General features: G+C 70.1%; 19 protein-coding genes and 5 tRNA genes. 15 read left to right on the top strand and 9 right to left on the bottom strand.

The genetic code is table 11. The annotated features are described in order from the left end of the window. A partial coding sequence (locus ACFYR0_RS30255) for a carboxyl transferase domain-containing protein (protein ID WP_389335307.1) occupies positions 1–171 on the top strand: 171 nt, incomplete at its 5' end. Positions 172–228: 57 nt separating this feature from the next. Further along, a complete protein-coding gene (locus ACFYR0_RS30260) occupies positions 229–420 on the top strand; it encodes an acyl-CoA carboxylase subunit epsilon (protein WP_386378102.1) in 192 nt (63 codons plus the stop codon). 282 nt (positions 421–702) lie between these two features. On the opposite strand, the gene ACFYR0_RS30265 is transcribed toward ACFYR0_RS30260, so the two are convergent. The 8 genes from ACFYR0_RS30265 to ACFYR0_RS30300 all read right to left on the bottom strand — a co-directional run bounded on the left by ACFYR0_RS30265 (position 703) and on the right by ACFYR0_RS30300 (position 11,107). Beyond that, complete coding sequence (locus ACFYR0_RS30265) at positions 703–1,284, bottom strand: ATP/GTP-binding protein (RefSeq protein ID WP_386378101.1); 582 nt, start codon at positions 1,282–1,284, stop codon at positions 703–705. Then, positions 1,265–1,831, bottom strand: coding sequence for a DUF742 domain-containing protein (locus tag ACFYR0_RS30270; protein WP_386378100.1), 567 nt, complete (start codon positions 1,829–1,831; stop codon positions 1,265–1,267). The genes ACFYR0_RS30265 and ACFYR0_RS30270 overlap by 20 nt, the downstream gene beginning before the upstream one ends. A 94-nt stretch (positions 1,832–1,925) precedes the next feature. Continuing rightward, a complete protein-coding gene (locus ACFYR0_RS30275; RefSeq protein ID WP_004983065.1) occupies positions 1,926–2,339 on the bottom strand; it encodes a roadblock/LC7 domain-containing protein in 414 nt (137 codons plus the stop codon). Positions 2,340–2,349: 10 nt separating this feature from the next. Beyond that, the gene (locus ACFYR0_RS30280) at positions 2,350–5,619 is read right to left on the bottom strand and encodes a nitrate- and nitrite sensing domain-containing protein (protein WP_389335060.1); all 3,270 of its coding nucleotides are present in this window, start codon (positions 5,617–5,619) and stop codon (positions 2,350–2,352) included. Between the two features lie 375 nt (positions 5,620–5,994). Continuing rightward, on the bottom strand, positions 5,995–6,585 hold the full coding sequence (locus ACFYR0_RS30285; protein ID WP_386378097.1) for an ATP/GTP-binding protein: 591 nt from the start codon (positions 6,583–6,585) through the stop codon (positions 5,995–5,997). Beyond that, entirely contained in the window at positions 6,566–6,964 is a 399-nt protein-coding gene (locus tag ACFYR0_RS30290) for a DUF742 domain-containing protein (RefSeq protein ID WP_356692418.1), read from the bottom strand. Before ACFYR0_RS30290 ends, ACFYR0_RS30285 begins: the two co-directional genes overlap by 20 nt. Positions 6,965–7,078: 114 nt before the next feature. Beyond that, entirely contained in the window at positions 7,079–7,492 is a 414-nt protein-coding gene (locus ACFYR0_RS30295; protein WP_003993189.1) for a roadblock/LC7 domain-containing protein, read from the bottom strand. Positions 7,493–7,501: 9 nt separating this feature from the next. Beyond that, entirely contained in the window at positions 7,502–11,107 is a 3,606-nt protein-coding gene (locus ACFYR0_RS30300) for a nitrate- and nitrite sensing domain-containing protein (RefSeq protein ID WP_389335065.1), read from the bottom strand. A 560-nt stretch (positions 11,108–11,667) separates the two neighbouring features. On the opposite strand from ACFYR0_RS30300, the gene ACFYR0_RS30305 reads away from it, so the two are divergent. The 9 genes from ACFYR0_RS30305 (at position 11,668) to ACFYR0_RS30345 (ending at position 15,772) form a co-directional block, all read left to right on the top strand. Continuing rightward, positions 11,668–11,844 (top strand): hypothetical protein, encoded by a 177-nt coding sequence (locus tag ACFYR0_RS30305; protein WP_389335068.1) that lies wholly within the window; start codon positions 11,668–11,670, stop codon positions 11,842–11,844. A 187-nt stretch (positions 11,845–12,031) separates the two neighbouring features. Further along, positions 12,032–12,808, top strand: a complete 777-nt coding sequence (locus tag ACFYR0_RS30310; protein WP_386378093.1) for a fumarylacetoacetate hydrolase family protein — start codon at positions 12,032–12,034, stop codon at positions 12,806–12,808. Further along, positions 12,801–14,285 (top strand): glutamate--tRNA ligase, encoded by a 1,485-nt coding sequence (gltX, locus tag ACFYR0_RS30315; RefSeq protein ID WP_389335071.1) that lies wholly within the window; start codon positions 12,801–12,803, stop codon positions 14,283–14,285. The genes ACFYR0_RS30310 and gltX overlap by 8 nt, the downstream gene beginning before the upstream one ends. A gap of 170 nt (positions 14,286–14,455) precedes the next feature. After that, positions 14,456–15,187 carry an HAD family hydrolase gene (locus ACFYR0_RS30320; protein ID WP_389335074.1) on the top strand — a complete coding sequence of 244 codons (732 nt, stop codon included), beginning with the start codon at positions 14,456–14,458 and terminating at the stop codon, positions 15,185–15,187. Positions 15,188–15,278: 91 nt separating this feature from the next. Continuing rightward, a tRNA-Gln gene (locus tag ACFYR0_RS30325) sits at positions 15,279–15,350 on the top strand. A 21-nt stretch (positions 15,351–15,371) separates the two neighbouring features. Continuing rightward, a tRNA-Glu gene (locus ACFYR0_RS30330) sits at positions 15,372–15,444 on the top strand. A gap of 62 nt (positions 15,445–15,506) precedes the next feature. Beyond that, positions 15,507–15,579, top strand: a tRNA-Glu gene (locus ACFYR0_RS30335). A 20-nt stretch (positions 15,580–15,599) separates the two neighbouring features. Further along, positions 15,600–15,671: transfer RNA gene (locus ACFYR0_RS30340), tRNA-Gln, on the top strand. Between the two features lie 28 nt (positions 15,672–15,699). Then, positions 15,700–15,772: transfer RNA gene (locus tag ACFYR0_RS30345), tRNA-Glu, on the top strand. Positions 15,773–16,153: 381 nt separating this feature from the next. Here ACFYR0_RS30345 and ndgR read toward each other — a convergent pair. Further along, the gene (ndgR, locus tag ACFYR0_RS30350; protein ID WP_015036427.1) at positions 16,154–16,870 is read right to left on the bottom strand and encodes an IclR family transcriptional regulator NdgR; all 717 of its coding nucleotides are present in this window, start codon (positions 16,868–16,870) and stop codon (positions 16,154–16,156) included. Positions 16,871–17,058: 188 nt separating this feature from the next. Here ndgR and leuC point away from each other — a divergent pair, with 188 nt between their 5' ends. The 4 genes from leuC (at position 17,059) to ACFYR0_RS30370 (ending at position 20,353) form a co-directional block, all read left to right on the top strand. Then, complete coding sequence (leuC, locus tag ACFYR0_RS30355; protein ID WP_389335077.1) at positions 17,059–18,483, top strand: 3-isopropylmalate dehydratase large subunit; 1,425 nt, start codon at positions 17,059–17,061, stop codon at positions 18,481–18,483. 6 nt (positions 18,484–18,489) lie between these two features. Next, a complete protein-coding gene (gene leuD / locus ACFYR0_RS30360) occupies positions 18,490–19,083 on the top strand; it encodes a 3-isopropylmalate dehydratase small subunit (protein WP_389335080.1) in 594 nt (197 codons plus the stop codon). 266 nt (positions 19,084–19,349) lie between these two features. Continuing rightward, complete coding sequence (locus ACFYR0_RS30365) at positions 19,350–19,580, top strand: hypothetical protein (protein WP_389335083.1); 231 nt, start codon at positions 19,350–19,352, stop codon at positions 19,578–19,580. Positions 19,581–19,717: 137 nt separating this feature from the next. Beyond that, positions 19,718–20,353, top strand: coding sequence for an HU family DNA-binding protein (locus ACFYR0_RS30370; protein ID WP_389335086.1), 636 nt, complete (start codon positions 19,718–19,720; stop codon positions 20,351–20,353). Positions 20,354–20,448 lie beyond the last annotated feature (95 nt).

The raw sequence follows: 20,448 nt of genomic DNA on the forward strand, positions 1-20,448 counted from the left end.
AAGGAGTACAAGGCGGAGCTGATGCACCCGTACTACGCCGCCGAGCGCGGCCTGGTCGACGACGTCATCGACCCCGCCGAGACCCGCGAGGTGCTGATCAAGTCCCTGGCGATGCTCCAGAGCAAGCACGCCGACCTGCCGTCGCGCAAGCACGGCAACCCCCCGCAGTAACCCAGCGGATCATCCGCGGTACCCCCGCGGAAACCTCTCTCACGGAGACTGTGACCTATGAACTCCCCTGACATCCGCGTCGAGAAGGGCCACGCCGAGCCCGAGGAAGTCGCCGCACTGACGGCCATCCTCCTGGCCCGCGCGGCCGCCCAGCCTGCCGGCGACCAGGCCCACCCGGGCCGCCCCCGGGCCGGCTGGCGCCGCCTGGAGCGCGAATCCGGCTTCCGCGCCCCCCACAGCTGGCGCTGAGCCTTAGCACAGAACAGCAGGGCCCCTCTCCCCACGGAGAGGGGCCCTGCTGCATAACCGTCCTAAAGGGAAACGCCCTCAAGGAGCGCGGGGCTGTATCGACATGCGGCTCCGCCGCGCGGGCGCGGCAAGCCACGACGCACCCGCACCCGACACCCGACGCGGCGGGGAGCTGCGCGAACGGCCACCGACCCGCCGAGGACGGTCGAGAACCGTCGAGGGCGGGTCGGTGGCCGCACCGTATGTCCGCTGACGCGGTCGAGGGGCAGGCCGCGGCGGAGGCTACCTCAGGCGTGCCATGAGGGCGTGCTCGACCAGCGTGATCAGTGCGGACTTGGCGTCCGCGCGGTGCCGGGCGTCGGTGGTGATGATGGGGGTGTCCGGGCCGATCTGGAGGGCTTCGCGGACTTCTTCGGGGTTGTAGGGCTGGTGTCCGTCGAAGCCGTTGAGGGCGACGACGAAGGGCAGTCCGCTGTTCTCGAAGTAGTCGACGGCGGGGAAGCAGTCGGCGAGGCGTCGGGTGTCGACGAGGACGACGGCGCCGATGGCGCCGCGTACGAGGTCGTCCCACATGAACCAGAAGCGGTCCTGTCCGGGGGTACCGAAGAGGTACAGGATCAGGTCCTGGTCCAGGGTGATGCGGCCGAAGTCCATGGCGACCGTGGTGGTCGTCTTGTCCCCGGTGTGGGTGAGGTCGTCGATGCCCGCGGACGCGGACGTCATGACGGCCTCGGTGCGCAGCGGGTTGATCTCCGAGACGGCGCCGACGAACGTGGTCTTGCCCACGCCGAAGCCGCCCGCCACCACGATCTTCGCGGAGGTGGTGGAGCGGGAAGGACCGCCGCTAGAGCTTGCGAAGTCCACTGAGCACCCTTTCGAGCAGTGTCACGTCTGGCTGGCCACCGGCGTTCTCGGCGCCGCCGGGCTGATGAATGGCGACCAGGCCCGCCTCCGCCAAGTCGGCGACGAGGATCCTGGCGACGCCGAGGGGGATCGTCAGCAGGGCCGAGATTTCGGCCACGGACTTGATCTCCCGGCAGAGGTTGCAGATCCGCTGATGCTCGGGCAACTGGCCCTGCATCTGGTGCGGCTGCGCGGTGGTGTGCACCAGCGCCTCGATGGCGAGCTGGTACCGGGGCCTGGTGCGGCCGCCCGTCATGGCGTACGGACGCACCAGGGGGTTGTTCGACGCCCCGGCGGGCGCCGGCTCGGGGGCACGTCGAGGCTGCGCCGGCTGGATGCGCGGGGCCTGGGGCTGGTCGTACGGCGAAGGACCGGGGCCCTGCGGAGCGTACGGCTGCCGGTGGCCCGGCGCGGAGGGGAAGTTGTACCGGTTCTGGGAACCGTCGTTCTGACCCTGGGCCGGGTCGTACGACCAGTTACCCGATGAACCGCTTGGGGGTGTTGCCACTTTCTCCTCCTCCGACTGCGCCGGGCACCCATCCATGTGGAGCCGCGTCCCGAAACCTTACGGTCTCGGGAGGCGAAAACGCACCGTCCGTCTGTTAGTTGAGAAGGCTTCCCTGGAGTTCCGCGCGCAGATCCGGTGTGAGAACCGTGCCCGCGCGATCCACCAGGAGCGCCATCTCGTACCCAATGAGACCGATGTCCGCCTCCGGGTGTGCGAGAACCGCGAGCGACGAACCGTCGGAGATGGACATGATGAACAGGAATCCCCGCTCCATCTCCACAACCGTCTGGTTCACGCTGCCGCCCTCGAAGATGCGCGAGGCACCGGCGGTCAGCGAGGTCAGACCGGAGGCGACGGCCGCGAGCTGATCGGCCCGGTCGCGGGGAAACCCTTCGGACATCGCCAGAAGGAGTCCGTCGGCGGAGACCACCACGGTGTGGGACACCCCGGGGGTGTTGTCCACGAAGTTGGTGATCAACCAGTTCAGGTTCTGCGCCGCCTGGCTCATCGGGCTCACACTAACGCTCCTGGTTGTAGGTGCTGTCAGGACCGAGGCCCTGGCCGTTCGTTTCACTGCCTGCGCTGCGTCCCCGCTGGACGCCCCGGCGCAGGTTGCTCAACCTGCCCCGTACGTCCTCGGGGGCGCGGGAGACCTGTGGGCCGCCCTGCGGGGTCGATTCCGCGGTGCCTTCGACCAGGTTGGCCTTGGGCACCCGCTTCGGCAGACCGGAAGCGGTGACCCCGCCCGCCTTGGGCTTCTTGAGCTGCGAGGCCTGCTGCCAGCGCTCGTCGTTCGCCGAGCGCCAGCCGTTGTCGGGCTCCGGCGTGGACGCCGGTGCCTCACGGCCGGCGGGCCGTGCGCCGTTCGCGCCACCGGAGGCGGCACCGCGACGCGGAAGCCCGGCATCGGTACCAGGGGTGGCACCGCGACGCGGAAGACCGGAGTCGGTCCCGCCCGGGGTGGAGCCCCGACGCGGAAGACCGGATTCGGTCATCGTGCGCCCGGCGGCGGAAGCCGCATCCGGACGGTCGAAACCTACACGGTCACGCTCACCCGCGTCAGCGGCCTGCGGGGATTCCGCTTGTGGAGCGTACTGGTCCGGGTAGCCGTTCTGGTAGCCGCTCTGCTGCTGCCAGTCTGCCTGGTAGGACTGCTCCTCGTAACCGGGGAAGCCGTCCGGGGTGCCGGCGGGTACGGTCGCGGGCTCCGCCTGAGCGGCTTCCGCATAGCCGGGCTCGGGGTAACCGCCGGGGGAGGAGAAACCGTCGTCCCGCGACAGGCCGCCGTTCGGCGCGTAGTACTGGTCGTCGTACGCACCCTGCTGGGGGTCGTCGTACGCCGTCTGCTGGGCGTACGCCTCCGACTCCTCACGGTAGCCGCCCTGGCCGTCGGCGTAGGGCTGGCCGGTGAACTCGTCGTATCCCTCGGCGCCGTCCTGGCCGGGCTGCCCGTGGGTACGGGCCTCCAGCTCGGCGCGACGCTCCTCACGCATCAGCGAACGGCCGACCGGGTCCAGGTCGCGGATGTCGTCCGGGACCTCGTAGCGGCTGTCGTCGAAGCCGAGCTCGGCGGCGGTGCGCATGGGCTGCTGCTGCTGGCTGAAGCTCTCACCGCGGAACTGCTGCTCCGGGATGATCTGCGAGACGGTGAACTGGTCGCCCGCCATCGCGGACTCGCCACCGCCACCGTGCGTGATCGCGTCCGGCAGCATGACCAGCGAGGTGGTGCCGGCCTGCTCGCCCGAGGGGCGCAGCTGGACGCGGATACCGTGCCGGTCGGACAGCCGGCCGACCACGAACAGACCCATGCGCTGGGAGATCGCGGCGTCCACGGTCGGCGGGTTGGCCAGCTTGTGGTTGATGTCCGCGAAGTCCTCGGCGGTGAGGCCGATGCCCTTGTCGTGGATCTCGATCATGACGCGGCCGTCGGGGAGACGGGTCGCGGTGACGCGGACCTTGGTCTGCGGCGAGGAGAACGTGGTGGCGTTCTCCAGCAGCTCGGCCAGCAGGTGCACGAGGTCGGTGACCGCGCGGCCGTGGATCTCGGCCTCCGGGACGCCGGACAGCTCGATGCGCTCGTACTGCTCCACCTCGGAGGAGGCGGCGCGCAGCACGTCCACCAGCGGGACCGGCTGGTCCCAGCGGCGGCCGGGCTCCTCGCCGGCGAGGACCAGGAGGTTCTCGCCGTTGCGGCGCATACGGGTGGCCAGGTGGTCCAGGCGGAAGAGGTTCTCCAGCTGGTCCGGGTCGGCCTCGTTGTTCTCGAGGTCGGTGATCAGGGTCAGCTGGCCCTCGATCAGCGACTGGTTGCGGCGCGAGAGGTTGGTGAAGATCGCGTTGATGTTGCCCCGCAGCAGGGCCTGCTCGGCGGCGAGCCGGACGGCCTCACGGTGGACCTGGTCGAAGGCACGGGCGACCTCGCCGATCTCGTCCGTGGACGTGATCGGGATCGGTGCGACCCGGGTGTCGACCCGGCCGGGGTCGGTGCGCGAGAGCTGGTCGACCAGCATCGGCAGACGCTGCTCGGCGATGCCGAAGGCGGCGTTGCGCAGCTGGCGCATCGAGCGGGACATCTGGCGGGCGACCATGCCGGCCAGGATGAACGCGGCGAGCAGCGCGACCACGGTGATGCCACCGGTGACGAACGCGTCCTGCTTGGCGTCGTCGGCGATCACCTGGGCGGCGTCCACCGCCTTGTCCACGAGCTCGGTCTCGACCGTGTTGTAGCCCTGGTACTTCGCCGTGGCGGCGCCCATCCAGGCCTTGACGGTCACGCCCTTCTCGGCGAGCTGCTCAGGGGTGAACAGACCCGAGGCGATGCCCTCGACCATGCGGTCGGAGGCGGGCATGGCGGAGTAGGCACCGCCCTGCGTGGAGGAGTTCTGGCCGGCGTCGACCGCCGTGCCCTTGTCACCCACGGCCTTGCGCTGCCCGGCCATGACCTCGTCGAGACGCTCGACGTCGGACTCCGTGGCACCGGAGACGAACTCGTTGACCGCGATGCCCTCGAGGTAGCGGTAGGAGACCAGGGAGACCCGCTGCTGCTGGGCCACGCTGTCCTTCTCGCTCGGGCGCACCAGCAGGTGCGTACCGATCGCGCGCTGGAGGGAGGCGGCCGCCTTGGCCAGCGAGACGGCGTACACGGTACGGCCGTAGCTGGTCACGTTGCCGGAGCTCAGGCTCAGCTCGTTGGCGAACTCCATCAGACCGTGCTGGACGGCGACGTAGCCCTCCTCGGTCTTCACCGGGTCCATGGCCGTGGTGTAGGCGGCCTTGCGCAGCGCGTCGAGCTTGCTCTCGTTGGAGCGGAACAGCTCCATACGGCGCTGGAGGGACGCCGTGTCCGGCATGTCCTTCGCGACCTCGTCGAACGTGCCCTTGGCCGCGTCGGTGGCGGCTCGCAGCTGCTCGACCTCGTCCGTGGTGCCCTGGCCGCCGAGCAGGTCGGGGGCGCTCAGGTCACGCTCGTCGAGCAGGGCCTGGCCGTACTCGTCGGCGGCGCGCACCAGGAGGGCGACCTTCTCGGCGTCCTCGGCGGACTGCCAGGTGTCGATCGAGCTCTTCACCTGGAAGCCGCCCATGACGAGGCCGACCAGCACGGGTATGAGCAGGATCGCGTTCAGCCGGGTCGGCACCCGCCAGTTCCGCGGGGAGAGCCGGCCGCCGCTGCCCTCGGCGGGGGCCGCGACGGGCTCCGAACCGGGCACAGGGACGGGCGCCGCTCCGCGCGGGGGCGGGGTGAAGTTGCCCCGGGCGGGCGGCTCGGGACCGTTCTTGCTTCGCCTCACTCGACCAACAACCTTCCGGCGGTCGGCACCAACGTTGTGCCGCAGTGTCTCAGAGCCCTGATCTCCGTCGTCTGTGAAGTACGACTTTGACTATTGGGCAGTTCAGGCATTCCAGCACGTCAACCAGCGCTGGGCCAAACATGGGAACAGGGCGGATCCCGATCTTGTAAGCCCTAGATAAAACGGTCAAAAAGAGCGAGCCCCGCCAAAAGGCGGGGCTTTCGTGCGCACAGCGAGACGGCCCGACCGCGACGCGTGTCGGTACCACCCGATTCCTCTGCCGAAACGTTATGAACACCCGAGCCGGCCGTGTCAAAGGCCACAGCCGGCTCCGGAACGTCTACGGCAACTGCCGTGCGGCACTTCAGAATTGATCTACCTCAGGCGTGCCATGAGGGCGTGCTCGACCAGCGTGATCAGTGCGGACTTGGCGTCCGCGCGGTGCCGGGCGTCGGTGGTGATGATGGGGGTGTCCGGGCCGATCTGGAGGGCTTCGCGGACTTCTTCGGGGTTGTAGGGCTGGTGTCCGTCGAAGCCGTTGAGGGCGACGACGAAGGGCAGTCCGCTGTTCTCGAAGTAGTCGACGGCGGGGAAGCAGTCGGCGAGGCGTCGGGTGTCGACGAGGACGACGGCGCCGATGGCGCCGCGTACGAGGTCGTCCCACATGAACCAGAAGCGGTCCTGTCCGGGGGTACCGAAGAGGTACAGGATCAGGTCCTGGTCCAGGGTGATGCGGCCGAAGTCCATGGCGACCGTGGTGGTCGTCTTGTCCCCGGTGTGGGTGAGGTCGTCGATGCCCGCGGACGCGGACGTCATGACGGCCTCGGTGCGCAGCGGGTTGATCTCCGAGACGGCGCCGACGAACGTGGTCTTGCCCACGCCGAAGCCGCCCGCCACCACGATCTTCGCGGAGGTGGTGGACCGTCCGGTGGAGACCGGCCCGGCGCTAGAGCTTGCGAAGTCCACTGAGCACCCTTTCGAGCAGTGTCACGTCAGGCGCGCCGGTGGCTTCGTCGCCGCCCGGCTGGTGAATGGCCACGAGGCCGGCCTCGGCGAGGTCGGCCACGAGGATCCGCGCCACGCCGAGCGGCATGGACAGCAGGGCGGAGACCTCCGCGACCGACTTCACCTCACGGCACAGATGGCAGATGCGCTGGTGCTCCGGCAGGAGCCCCATGAGCGCAGCCGGGTCGGCCGTGGTGCTGATCAGCGCCTCGATGGCGAGCTGGTAGCGCGGCCGGGTCCGGCCGCCGGTCATGGCGTACGGCCGGACCAGCGGCTGGTCGCCCTCGTCCCCGTACGGATCATCTGCGTACGGATCATGAGAGGCGGTGGGCGGGGTCATGAATCCTCCGGGCGGGACAGCAAGTCTCGGTCGGTCGTGCCGTCTGAGCAGGGCCGGTGGGGGGATTGTGTCGGCCGAACGGTGATTTGGTGAGGCGGGTGGATCCCGGGCGGGTCAGTGGAGCAGACTTCCCTGGAGTTCGGCGCGCAGGTCGGGCGTGAGCACCGCACCCGCGCGATCGACGAGGAGCGCCATCTCGTAGCCGACCAGACCGATGTCGCACTCGGGGTGCGCGAGCACGGCGAGCGACGAGCCGTCCGAGACGGACATGAGGAAGAGGAACCCTCGTTCCATCTCGACCACGGTCTGTGCCACGCTGCCGCCCTCGAAGATCCGGGAGGCCCCGGCCGTCAGCGAGGTGAGGCCGGACGCGACGGCGGCCAACTGGTCGGCGCGGTCGCGGGGGAACCCCTCCGACATGGCCAGGAGGAGGCCGTCGGCGGACACCACGACCGTGTGGGACACACCGGGGGTGTTGTCCACGAAGTTGGTGATCAACCAGTTGAGGTTCTGTGCCGCCTGGCTCATCTGGCTCAACTAACGCTCCTGCTGGTGAGTGGGGCTGGGGAAGCTGCCGGTCTGGCCGTTGCCGGCCTGACGGCCCTGGGCGATGCCCCGACGGAGATTGGTCAGCCGTCCGCGCACGTCGTCAGGCGCACGCGAGATCTGCGGACCGGTGTGGTGCTCCTGCTGCTGAGCCGTACCCGGGACGAGGTTCGCCCGGGGCACCCGGCGCGGAAGGCCGGACGTGGTGATGCCGCCCGCGGCCGGCTGCCGGACGCGCTCGGCCTGCCGGACGAGGTCGTCGTTCGGCGAGCTGCGCCAGGTGTCGGCGGCGGGACGCTGAGGTGCGGGAGCGGCCTGCGGCTGCTGCGGCGGCGCGGCCGGAGCCGGACCCGCCTCCCCCTGGCGCTCCTGACGGAACCAGTTGGTCTCCAGCGTGTCGTACAGCGGGGTACGGCCGTCGCCCGCGGACGGGGCCGGCGGCAGCGCCTCCGGCTCCTGGCGGGCGGGCCGCTGCTGCGGGCGCGGCGGCGTGGCCGGGCGGCCGTAGTCGGCGCCGCCCTGCTGCTGCGGCCGCTCGAACTGACCCGTGGAGCCGTTGTCGTAGCCCTGGACGGCCGGGAACTGGCCGGTGGAGCCGTTCTGGTAGCCCTGCGGGGCGGCGAACTGGCCCGTGCCGCTGTTGCCGTAGCCCTGCTGCTGGCCGTAGTCCTGGCGGGCGAACTGGCCGGTGTCCTGCGGGCGGCCGTAGTCGGCGGGCGCCGGGGGCAGGCCCTGGCGCTCGTCGGCCCGCGGGATCGCCGGCATCTCGGCGGTGGCGTCGACGCGGGGCAGCCGGCCCGTCGCGGCGGCATCGGGCTCCTCGTGACCGCGCGGGGCGTCCATCGAGGCGCGCGAGACCTGCTGCGCGGACTCGTCGGTCCAGCCGGAGCGCTGCGGCTGCTGCGGACCGCCGGGCAGCTCGGCCCGCGCTCCGCCGCGCGGCGGCAGCTGGGCCCGGCGGCCACGGGGGCCGCCGCCCTGCTCGGCGCCCGCGTTGCCGCGCTGCGGGGGAACCGGGCCGCGGTTGGCGCCGAAGGCGTCCTGGCCCTGGCCCTGACCCGCGCCGGTGGACTGGAGGTTCTGCGGAGCGGCGGGCGCCTGGCCGAAGCCGGCCCCCGCTCCGGCCGGGGCGGGACGGCCCTGACGGCCGCCCTGCGACTGCTGCTGGCCGCCGGGACCCTGCGGGTTGGCGGACGTCTGCGGGGCACGGGTGCCACCCGGAGCACCGGCGCCGCCCATCGGGCCGGACTGCGCACCCGGGCGGGCACCGTCACGGCCGGGCAGCGCGGCGCGCGGACCCTGGCCGCCGAGCAGACCGCCCGCGGCGGGGGCACCGGCACCGACGGCACCGCCGTTCTGGCGCCGGGCCGCGGCCGCACCGGCGGCGGCCTGAGCCGCGGCCGGACCGCCGACGGCACCCTGGCCGGGCTTCGGCTGAGGCTTCTTGCCGCCCTGGGCGACATCGACGGGCAGCATGACCAGCGCGGTCGTGCCACCGGAGTCGGACGGACGCAGCTGGATACGGATGCCGTGACGCTGCGACAGACGACCGACCACGAACAGACCCATGCGGCGGGAGACGGAGACGTCCACCGTCGGGGGAGAGGCGAGCCGCTCGTTGATCGCCGCGAGGTCCTCCGGGGAGAGACCGATACCGGTGTCGTGGATCTCGATCAGTACCCGGCCGTCGGGCAGGGCGTGACCGGTGACCTTGACCTTGGTCTGCGGGGAGGAGAACGAGGTGGCGTTCTCCAGCAGCTCGGCGAGCAGGTGCACGAGGTCGTTGACGACGCGGCCGGCGACCTGCGTGGTCGGCACCGCGGCCAGTTCGATGCGCTCGTACTGCTCCACCTCGGACGCGGCGGCGCGGAGGACGTCGACCAGCGGGACCGGGCGGGTCCAGCGACGGCCGGGCTCCTCACCCGCGAGGACGAGGAGGTTCTCACCGTTACGGCGCATACGCGTGGCGAGGTGGTCCAGCTTGAACAGCGAGGCCAGCTGGTCCGGGTCCGCCTCGCGGGACTCCAGCTCGGAGATCAGCGACAGCTGGCGCTGGATAAGACCCTGGGAGCGGCGCGAGAGGTTGGTGAACATCGCGTTGACGTTGCCTCGCAGAAGGGCCTGCTCGGCGGCGAGGCGGACCGCCTCGCGGTGCACGTCGTCGAAGGCCGCGGCCACCTGGCCGATCTCGTCCCGGGAGTGCACACCGACCGACTCCACGGACGTGTCGACGTCCTGCGGGTCGGACTCGGAGAGCTGCTTGACCAGCTCGGGCAGCCGGTCCTGGGCGACCTTGGTGGCGGTCTCCTGGAGGCGGCGCAGCGAGCGGATCATGGAGCGGGCGACGACGAACGCGCCGACGAGGGACACACCGAGCACGAGCAGGATGAGCGCACCGGAGATGATCGCCTCGCGCTCGGACTCGCTGCGCAGCTCACGGGCCTTCTGCTCCATGTCGTCGAGCAGCGTGGTCTCGATCTTGCGCATCTGCTGGATCTTGGTGGACGCGTCGTCCACCCAGTCCAGGTAGGAGCGGCGCTCCAGATCTCCGAGGCCGTCGGCCGAGTCGAAGGCACGGCCGGCGTAGACGTCGGCGTCCTTGATGGTCGCGTTGCCCTCTTCGATCGGCTTCAGCAGCTCGGCCGCGCTCTCGTCGCCGTAGATGCTGCGGAAGCTCGCGAGCTCGGACTCCTCGCTCTCCAGCGCCGACTGGGCGTAGAGGCGGTCGTTCTCGGAGAGGTCACCGCTGCTCTTGGTGTTGGCGGGGAGGGCGGCGGCCAGCACGGCCCGCTGGATCGACGCGTACTCCTTGGCGGAGGAGAAGGCCGCCAGGGCACGCGTCCGCTTGATCATCTCCGAGTTGCTGGTGGCCTCCGCCATGTCCTGGGAGAGGTCGAGCAGGTGGGTGATCAGGCGGTGGTAGGCCTCCACCGTCTGGGTGGAGTTGTCCTCGGTCTCGTACGCCTTGGCGCGGGTCTTGGCGACGTTGCCCAGCTCGCCGACGAGGCCGACGAGGGTGTCGCGCACACCCTGGAGGTTGCCGTCCTTGGCGGCGGCGTCGATCTTCTCCGAGGCGTCGACGAAGTTGGTCATGGCCCGGTCCGTCTTGGTCCGGAAGCCCTTGATCGACAGGTCGTTGGCCGTGGAGTTGTGGGCCAGCGGGCCGGCCGACCTGTCGCGCTCCTCCTGGAGCGCGGCGGCCAGCTCGGTGGCCTGCTTGGTCATCTCCGTCAGCAGCCGCATGTTGTCGAGCTGCTGCATGTCTTCCATCGACTGGTTGATGCGCAGCGCGCCCAGCGTGGTCGCGGCGACCACGGGGAGTGCCAGCAGCGACACCAGTCGGGTGGAGATGCGCCAGTTGCGCATCGCTATTCGGGGGCCGGGACCGGTCGGGCCGGTCGGCGCCTTCGCGGTCGGAGCGGGCGCGGCCGAGGCCGCCGATGCGCCTGAACGCCCGCCGCGGTCGGCCGCGTCGGGCTGGGGCGAGCCCTGGTTCTGGGCGTGCTGGGGCGAGGAGCTGACGGCCTTGGGGCCCGTCCCGCCATGCGGCTCCGGCTCCGCCGAAGCGCTGCCATCCCTCTTGAAACGTCCCTGCACTAGCGTCGCAACCTCTGGACCAGGCGTTCTCCCGGGTGAACGGAAAAACGGTGTCGGCATCGTTGGGGTCGCCCTGAAATACGTCCCCGGATGGTCGTGAAAGACCGGCGCTGGCTTCCCCCTTCTGGCCGCCACTCGGCGCTGGTGTGCGCCCTTGCGCGCCGGCTCGATCCCGCGGCGGTCCGTGGAATTCCAGCACAGTGCAGGATCTCCAACAAGGCCCGTTGGTCAGGCTGTGACCTCCGTGACACTATGTGAGTGGCGTGTCACATGCCGTACGCCTACAGCGCCCAGATAACGGGCATACCTGCACTTTCCGCTGAGGTGGGTCCCGTGTCCCAGTCGCCATGATCAGGAGCGGAATGGCGGGTTCAGGGGTGATATGTCCAGTTGGTCGGCGTCAGGCTCGGGCCTGAATTGACCGGTTTGGGTCTCGATTCGTGAGCAAACTCACACGGTGATCACGGGGTCTTCCCGCGTTGCGCAGGGAATCGGATGTTTAGCCTGACGCTTTACAAGAGGCAACCATCTGACAAGCGACCCCCCGTGGAGACGAGACCATGTTCCGCAACACCGCCAACCCGCGGCGCACGACGCTGGCCCACCTGAAGGACACCGGCGAACTGTTCACCCCGGAGCTGCCGGAGCACTCGGTCGACCTTCCCACCGCGACCGCCAACCCCCGGCGCACGGTCCTCATGGACCTGCCGGTCGCCGTCGGCACCACCGCAGAGTAGTACGCACGCGGCCCACAGATCGTTCGAGGGCGCCGCGGACCCGCCCGGTCCGCGGCGCCCTCGTGCATGACGCGGCGCCTCGTGTATTACGCACGGACCGTCGCCGTGTATTACGCACGGCCGTCGCCGCCTGCCGCGTTAGCCTGGAACGTCAGATCCAGCTCGAGTCATAGGGGCCAAGCAACCCGTGCGCATCGCCAGGTTCTCCATCGACGGGAACGTCGCCTTCGGCGCGGTCGAGGGCGAGAAGCAGGACGAGCTCGTCCTCGACATCATCAAGGGCATCCCGTTCGCGGACTTCGAGCTCTCCGGCACGAAGGTGCCGCTGAGCAAGGTCCGGCTGCTGCCGCCGGTGCTCCCCAACAAGGTCGTGGCCTTCGGCCGCAACTACGCGGAGCACGCGCGTGAACTGGGCAACGAGGTGCCGGACGCCCCGTTCGCCTTCTTCAAGCCCGCCACCTCCGTGATCGGCCCCGGTGACGCCATCCAGTACCCGTCCTTCTCCGAGGACCTCCAGCACGAGGCCGAGCTCGCCGTCGTCATCGGCCGCATGTGCCGCGAGGTCCCGCGCGAGCGCGTCAAGGACGTGATCTTCGGCTACACCTGCGCCAACGACGTCACCGCCCGTGACGTGCAGAAGCGCGAGAAGCAATGGGCGCGGGCCAAGGGCTTCGACACCGCCTGCCCGCTCGGCCCCTGGGTGGAGACCGACCTCGACCCGGCCGACCTCACCATCCAGCTCACGGTCGACGGCCAGCAGCGCCAGCTCGGCCGCACCAGCGAGATGATCCACTCGGTCGAGGACCTGATCGTCAACATCACCGAGGCCATGACGCTGCTGCCCGGCGACGTCATCCTCACGGGCACCCCGGCAGGGGTCGGCCCCCTGGCTGTCGGCGACGAGGTCGCCGTCACCATCGAAGGCATCGGCACTCTCACCAACAAGGTTGTCAAGCGTGGCTAGCGCATCCGGCTCCCCAGTACGCGTCCGTTTCTGCCCCTCGCCCACCGGTAACCCGCATGTGGGCCTGGTCCGCACCGCCCTGTTCAACTGGGCGTTCGCGCGCCACCACCAGGGCACGCTCGTCTTCCGCATCGAGGACACCGACGCGGCCCGTGACTCCGAGGAGTCCTACAACCAGCTGCTCGACGCGATGCGCTGGCTGGGCTTCGACTGGGACGAGGGCCCCGAGGTCGGCGGCCCGCACGCGCCCTACCGTCAGTCGCAGCGCATGGACATCTACCAGGACGTCGCGCGGAAGCTCCTGGACGCCGGCCGCGCCTACCGCTGCTACTGCTCCCAGGACGAGCTGGACGAGCGCCGCGACGCCGCCCGCGCCGCCGGCAGGCCCTCCGGCTACGACGGCCACTGCCGCGAGCTGAGCGCCGAGCAGGTCGCGCAGTACGAGGCCGAGGGCCGCGCCCCCATCGTCCGCTTCCGGATGCCCGACGAGACGATCACCTTCGACGACCTGGTCCGCGGCGAGCTCACCTTCACCCCGGAGAACGTCCCGGACTACGGCATCGTCCGCGCGAACGGCGCCCCGCTGTACACGCTGGTCAACCCGGTCGACGACGCCCTGATGGAGATCACCCACGTCCTGCGCGGCGAGGACCTGCTCTCCTCCACCCCGCGCCAGATCGCCCTGTACAAGGCGCTGACCGAGCTGGGCGTCGCCAAGACCGTCCCGGCCTTCGGCCACCTGCCGTACGTGATGGGCGAGGGCAACAAGAAGCTCTCCAAGCGCGACCCGCAGGCCTCGCTGAACCTCTACCGCGAGCAGGGTTTCCTGCCCGAGGGCCTGCTCAACTACCTCTCCCTGCTCGGCTGGTCGCTCTCGGCCGACCAGGACATCTTCTCGATCGAGGAGATGGTCGCGGCCTTCGACATCAAGGACGTGAACCCCAACCCGGCCCGCTTCGACCTCAAGAAGTGCGAGTCGATCAACGGGGACCACATCCGCATGCTCGATGTGAAGGACTTCACCGAGCGCTGCGCGCCCTGGCTCACGGCCCCCTTCGCCCCCTGGGCCCCGGAGGACTTCGACGAGTCCAAGTGGCAGGCGATCGCCCCGCACGCGCAGACCCGTCTGAAGGTCCTGTCGGAGATCACCGACAACGTCGACTTCCTCTTCCTCGCCGAGCCGGTCTTCGACGAGGCGAGCTGGACGAAGGCGATGAAGGAGGGCAGCGACGCCCTGCTGCGCACGGCCCGCGAGAAGCTGGAGTCCGCCGACTGGACCTCGGCGGAGTCCCTCAAGGAGGCCGTCCTGGCCGCCGGCGAGGCCCACGGCCTCAAGCTCGGCAAGGCCCAGGCCCCGGTCCGGGTCGCCGTGACCGGCCGCACCGTCGGCCTGCCGCTCTTCGAGTCCCTCGAGGTGCTGGGCAAGGAGACGACGCTGGCCCGCGTCGACGCGGCGCTGGCGAAGCTGGCCGCTTAGTCGAACGCTGCGAGGGGGCGGTACCGGGATGCCGGTACCGCCCCCTCGCGCGTACCGGACCGCCGGCCACCGGCCCCCGCGGTGAGGCGGCCGCTCGGGCCGTGGATCTCCGGCCGGGCCGCTTCGCCGTATCCGCCCCGGGAACGGGCCCGGGGCGTTACGGTCGGAGCATGAGCATCCGTGCCGTGGTCTGGGACGTGGACGACACGCTGTTCGACTACTCGACCGCGGACCGTGAGGGCATGCGGGCGCATCTGGCCGCCGAGGGGCTGCTGGAGGACTTCGGGGGAGCGCGGGCGGCGCTGGTGCGCTGGCGCGAGGTCACCGACGCCCAGTGGGCACGCTTCTCGGCGGGCGGGACGACCTTCCGGGGACAGCGCCGGGACCGGGTGCGGGTCTTCCTCGGCCGGGAGATGACGGACGCCGAGGCGGACGACTGGTTCGAGCGTTACGTGGCTCACTACGAGACGGCCTGGGCGCTGTTCCCGGACGTGGTGCCAGCCCTCGACGTCCTGGCCGGCCGCTACCGGCACGGGGTGCTCTCCAACTCCAGCCTGATCGTGCAGGACCGCAAGCTGCGGACGCTCGGGGTGCACGACCGCTTCGAGACCATCCTGTGCGCCGCCGAGCTGGGCGTCTCCAAGCCGGAGGCGGCCGCGTTCTACGCGGTCTGCGAGGCCATGTCGCTGCCCGCGCACCAGGTCGCCTACGTCGGTGACCATCCGGACATCGACGGGCGCGGGGCAGCCGAGGCGGGGCTGCTCTCGGTGTGGATCGACCGTGACGGAGCCTGTGCCGCCGGCGACGCGCCCCCCGGCGGTCACCGGATCAGGAGCCTCGCCGAACTCCCGGACGTCCTCGGCTCGGATACCCGTTTTGGAGCCCCGGACACCTTCGGGTAATGTTCTTCCTGCGCCGAGGGACGCGGGCCGAAAGGCCGAAGCCCCGAGGAGCGAACTAGAACGAGAACCCCGCAGGGGGCTTGAGTTCCAGTGGCCTATGGTGTAATTGGCAGCACGACTGATTCTGGTTCAGTTAGTCTTGGTTCGAGTCCAGGTAGGCCAGCTCGCAGAGCTTATCTGCAAAGCCCCCGTTGTGTAGCGGCCTAGCACGCTGCCCTCTCAAGGCAGTAGCGCCGGTTCGAATCCGGTCGGGGGTACAGATCCTTCCCGCGAGGACGGTTCGGGTAGCTCCCGCCGACCTCGATGCAGGATCGCTAGGGCCCCCGTTGTGTAGCGGCCTAGCACGCCGCCCTCTCAAGGCGGTAGCGCCGGTTCGAATCCGGTCGGGGGTACTGACTGGTCTAAACCACATTGGTCTATGGTGTAATTGGCAGCACGACTGATTCTGGTTCAGTTAGTCTTGGTTCGAGTCCAGGTAGACCAGCTCGGGCCTGCGGAAACGCAGTGCTCATGCCCCCGTTGTGTAGCGGCCTAGCACGCCGCCCTCTCAAGGCGGTAGCGCCGGTTCGAATCCGGTCGGGGGTACATCCTGGAAGGCCCTTCGCTTCGGCGGGGGGCCTTTCTTCGTGCTGGTGCGGTGCGCTCCGCGGGGTCGGCTCGGGTGTCAACTCCGTGTGGAGTGCTGTGTGTTGGCGTCGTGGGGCTGGTCGCGCAGTTCCCCGCGCCCCTGGGGTGGGGTGTTGCTCACGGCGTCTGGAGGGGGCTGTCTGTCCGGGTCCGGGTTTGCGCAGTTCCCCGCGCCCCTAGGGGGTGGTGTTGCTCACGGCCTCAGGAGCGAACTGTTTGTCCGAGCCCCCGCGCCTCCAAGATTTCCTCCGAGGCTGACGGGGGCAGTGGAACAGGGACAGGGCTGCCGCGGCGTTGGGGCTGCTCTGTCCCTGTGGGGGAGGCGGGGCGGGGTGTGGGTCAGCCGGTGCGGCGGAGGGCCTCGGAGAGGCGGGCCGCGGCGTCGATGACGGCCTGGGCGTGCATCCGGCCCGGGTGGCGGGTGAGGCGCTCGATGGGGCCGGAGACGGAGACCGCGGCCACCACGCGGTTGGAGGGGCCGCGCACCGGCGCGGAGACCGAGGCCACGCCCGGCTCGCGCTCGCCGATGGACTGGGCCCAGCCGCGGCGCCGTACGCCCGACAGGGCCGTCGCCGTGAAGCGGGCGCCCTGGAGACCGCGGTGCAGGCGCTCGGGCTCCTCCCAGGCCATGAGGATCTGTGCCGAGGAGCCGGCCTTCATCGTGAGCGTCGAGCCGACCGGGACGGTGTCCCGAAGTCCGGACAGGCGCTCCGCCGCGGCGACGCAGATGCGCATGTCTCCCTGGCGGCGGTAGAGCTGCGCGCTCTCGCCGGTGACGTCACGGAGGTGGGTGAGCACCGGGCCCGCCGTGGCGAGGAGACGGTCCTCACCGGCCGCCGCGGCCAGCTCCGCGAGGCGCGGACCGAGGATGAAACGGCCCTGCATGTCGCGTGCCACCATGCGGTGGTGTTCCAGAGCCACGGCCAGGCGGTGGGCCGTGGGTCGTGCCAGTCCGGTGGCCGCGACCAGACCCGCGAGGGTGGCCGGACCGGACTCCAGAGCGCTCAGGACGAGGGCCGCCTTGTCCAGAACGCCGACGCCGCTACTGTTGTCCATGCAACGATACTCGCGTCTCACTCTGTGAAACGCAAGTTCAATTTTCTCCAGAACGCGCAACCCTTGGATGCACAGTGGCCCGCGCACCGAACGGGCCCGGCGGCTGGTGCCCGGATCAGGGGTGCGGGTGCCGCCACCTCGGATCTCTAGTTGGGCCGGCGCACCTCTTGCCGGCCGGAGGGAAAGCGATGGGTAGGACACTCGCGGAGAAGGTCTGGGACGACCACGTCGTCCGGCGCGCCGAGGGCGAGCCCGACCTCCTCTACATCGATCTGCACCTGCTGCACGAGGTGACCAGCCCGCAGGCCTTCGACGGCCTCCGCAAGAGCGGCCGCCAGGTGCGCAGGCTCGACCTGACCATCGCCACCGAGGACCACAACACCCCCACCCTCGACATCGACAAGCCCATCGCCGACCCGGTCTCCCGCGCCCAGCTGGAGACCCTGCGCAAGAACTGCGCCGAGTTCGGTGTCCGGCTGCACCCGCTGGGCGACGTCGAGCAGGGCGTGGTCCACGTGGTGGGACCGCAGCTGGGTCTGACCCAGCCGGGCACCACCGTCGTCTGCGGCGACTCCCACACCTCCACGCACGGCGCCTTCGGCGCGCTGGCCTTCGGTATCGGCACCTCGCAGGTCGAGCATGTGCTGGCCACCCAGACGCTGCCCCTGGCCCGCCCGAAGACCATGGCGATCACGGTCGACGGCGAACTGCCCGAGGGTGTCACCGCCAAGGACCTGATCCTGGCGATCATCGCCCGGATCGGCACCGGCGGCGGCCAGGGCTACATCCTGGAGTACCGCGGCGAGGCCATCGAGAAGCTCTCGATGGAGGCCCGGATGACCATCTGCAACATGTCGATCGAGGCCGGCGCCCGTGCGGGCATGATCGCCCCCGACGAGACGACCTTCGCGTACCTCAAGGGCCGTCCGCACGCCCCCGAGGGCGCCGACTGGGACGCCGCCGTCGCGTACTGGAAGACGCTGCGCACCGACGACGACGCCGAGTTCGACGCCGAGGTCGTCATCGACGCCGCCGCGCTGTCGCCGTTCGTCACCTGGGGCACCAACCCGGGCCAGGGCGCGCCGCTTTCGGCGTCCGTCCCCGACCCGTCTTCGTACGAAGACGCTTCGGAGCGGCTCGCCGCCGAAAAGGCCCTGGAATACATGGGGTTGGAGGCCGGACAGCCGCTGCGCTCGATCAGGGTGGACACCGTCTTCGTAGGTTCCTGCACCAACGGGCGCATCGAGGACCTGCGGGCCGCCGCCGAGCTGCTCAAGGACCGCAAAGTCGCCGACGGCGTACGGATGCTGGTCGTCCCCGGCTCCGCGCGGGTCGGTCTCCAGGCCGTCTCCGAGGGTCTGGACGTCGTCTTCAAGGACGCCGGCGCCGAGTGGCGGCACGCGGGCTGCTCGATGTGTCTGGGCATGAACCCCGACCAGCTGGCCCCCGGTGAGCGCTCCGCGTCCACCTCCAACCGCAACTTCGAGGGCCGGCAGGGCAAGGGCGGTCGTACGCACCTGGTGTCGCCGCAGGTCGCGGCCGCCACGGCCGTCCTGGGCCACCTGGCCTCCCCGGCCGACCTGTCCGACGCCGTCACGCCCGCTGGAGTCTGATCAGCAATGGAAGCATTCACCACGCACACCGGCCGGGCCGTCCCGCTGCGCCGCTCCAACGTCGACACCGACCAGATCATCCCTGCTCACTGGCTCAAGAAGGTGACCAGGGACGGCTTCGAGGACGGTCTGTTCGAGGCCTGGCGCAAGGACCCGGAGTTCATCCTCAACCGGCCCGAGCGGCAGGGCGCCTCCGTGCTGGTCGCCGGCCCCGACTTCGGCACCGGCTCCTCCCGTGAGCACGCCGTCTGGGCGCTCCAGAACTACGGCTTCAAGACCGTGATCTCGGCCCGCTTCGCCGACATCTTCCGGGGCAACTCCCTGAAGAACGGCCTGCTCACGGTCGTCCTGGAGCAGAAGATCGTGGACGCGCTGTGGGAGCTCACCGAGAGCGACCCCGAGGCCGAGATCACGGTCGACCTGGAGAACCGCGAGGTGCGCGCCTCGGGCGTCACCGCCTCCTTCGAGCTGGACGAGAACTCCCGCTGGCGGCTGCTGAACGGCCTGGACGACATCTCCATCACCCTCCAGAACGAGGACGACATCTCGGCGTACGAGGCGGAGCGCCCCTCCTACAAGCCGCGGACCCTCCAGATCTGACCCCGGCCCCCTGAACGGGGTCGAATTCTGGCCACCCGAAAACCCCGCTGTACCCCCGATCACCCCGATCGGGGGTACAGCTGTTTTCACACTCGTACGGCTGTGCGCACCCTCGGCCCGCCTTGTCAACTTCCCTGGTTACAGGCGTGGTTGCCCGGGTAGGCGTGCCCTCGGACCGTGACGGCGGCGGGAGTTCGGGCGGCGCGTCGGGAGGTGAGTTGCCCCCCGGGCAGGCGACAACTCGCCCCAGATGGCACAATCTGTGCATGGAACACGACGGCCAACTTGAGCTCTATGCGGCGGTCGCGGTCCGACTCAAGGAAGCGCACTCAAACGTGCGCGCACTGCAAGTCCCGGAGGGCGTACGGATGGCGCTGACCCGGAAGCTGCTGGTCATTACGGCCGCGGCCAAGCACGATCTCGCCGATGCGGCAAGGCGTCTGGAGCGGTTCAACACGGACCTCGTCGAGGGTCGACTCCCCGAAGAGGACAGCTGAACAAGCCCGGTGCGGCCGAGTCCGTTGCGGCACAAGGGTGATAAGCCCGTTTCGTGTTTGATTTGCGGTATATATCTGCCTAACGTGCGAAAAAGCTTGAACACTTTCGTTCTGGCGATGTCTCCGAAGGGGAAGACGTGAACAAGGCGCAGCTCGTAGAAGCGATTGCCGACAAGTTGGGCGGCCGCCAGCAGGCCGCCGACGCTGTCGACGCGGTCCTGGACGCCATCGTCCGTGCGACCGTCGCCGGCGACCGGGTCTCGGTCACCGGTTTCGGTTCGTTCGAGAAGGTCGAGCGTCCTGCTCGCTACGCCCGCAACCCCCAGACGGGCGAGCGGGTTCGGGTCAAGAAGACGTCCGTCCCGCGCTTCCGTGCCGGTCAGGGCTTCAAGGACCTGGTCAGCGGCTCGAAGAAGCTGCCTCGCGGTGGAGAGGTCGCCGTCAAGAAGGCGCCCAAGGGCAGCCTGACCGGAGGCGCCTCCGCCACGGTGAAGAAGGCCGCCGCGAAGAAGACGACCGCCAAGAAGACCACGGCGGCCGCGAAGAAGACCACGGCGAAGAAGACCACCGCCAAGAAGACCACGGCGGCCGCGAAGAAGACCACCGCCAAGAAGGCCCCCGCCAAGAAGACCACGGCGGCCGCGAAGAGCACCGCGGCGAAGAAGACCACCGCCAAGAGCGCCCCGGCGAAGAAGGTCACCGCCAAGAAGGCCCCCGCCAAGAAGTCGACGGCGCGCAAGACCACCGCCAAGAAGACCACCGCCCGCAAGTAGGCGACCTCACAGGGCACTCACGCGCCGGGCCGGACTCCCCAGGGAGCCCGGCCCGCGGCGTTCTGCACGGCCTCCGGACGGCCTCGGGAGTCCCG

The sequence above is a fragment of the Streptomyces sp. NPDC005017 genome (assembly GCF_042873115.1).
Taxonomy (GTDB): domain Bacteria; phylum Actinomycetota; class Actinomycetes; order Streptomycetales; family Streptomycetaceae; genus Streptomyces.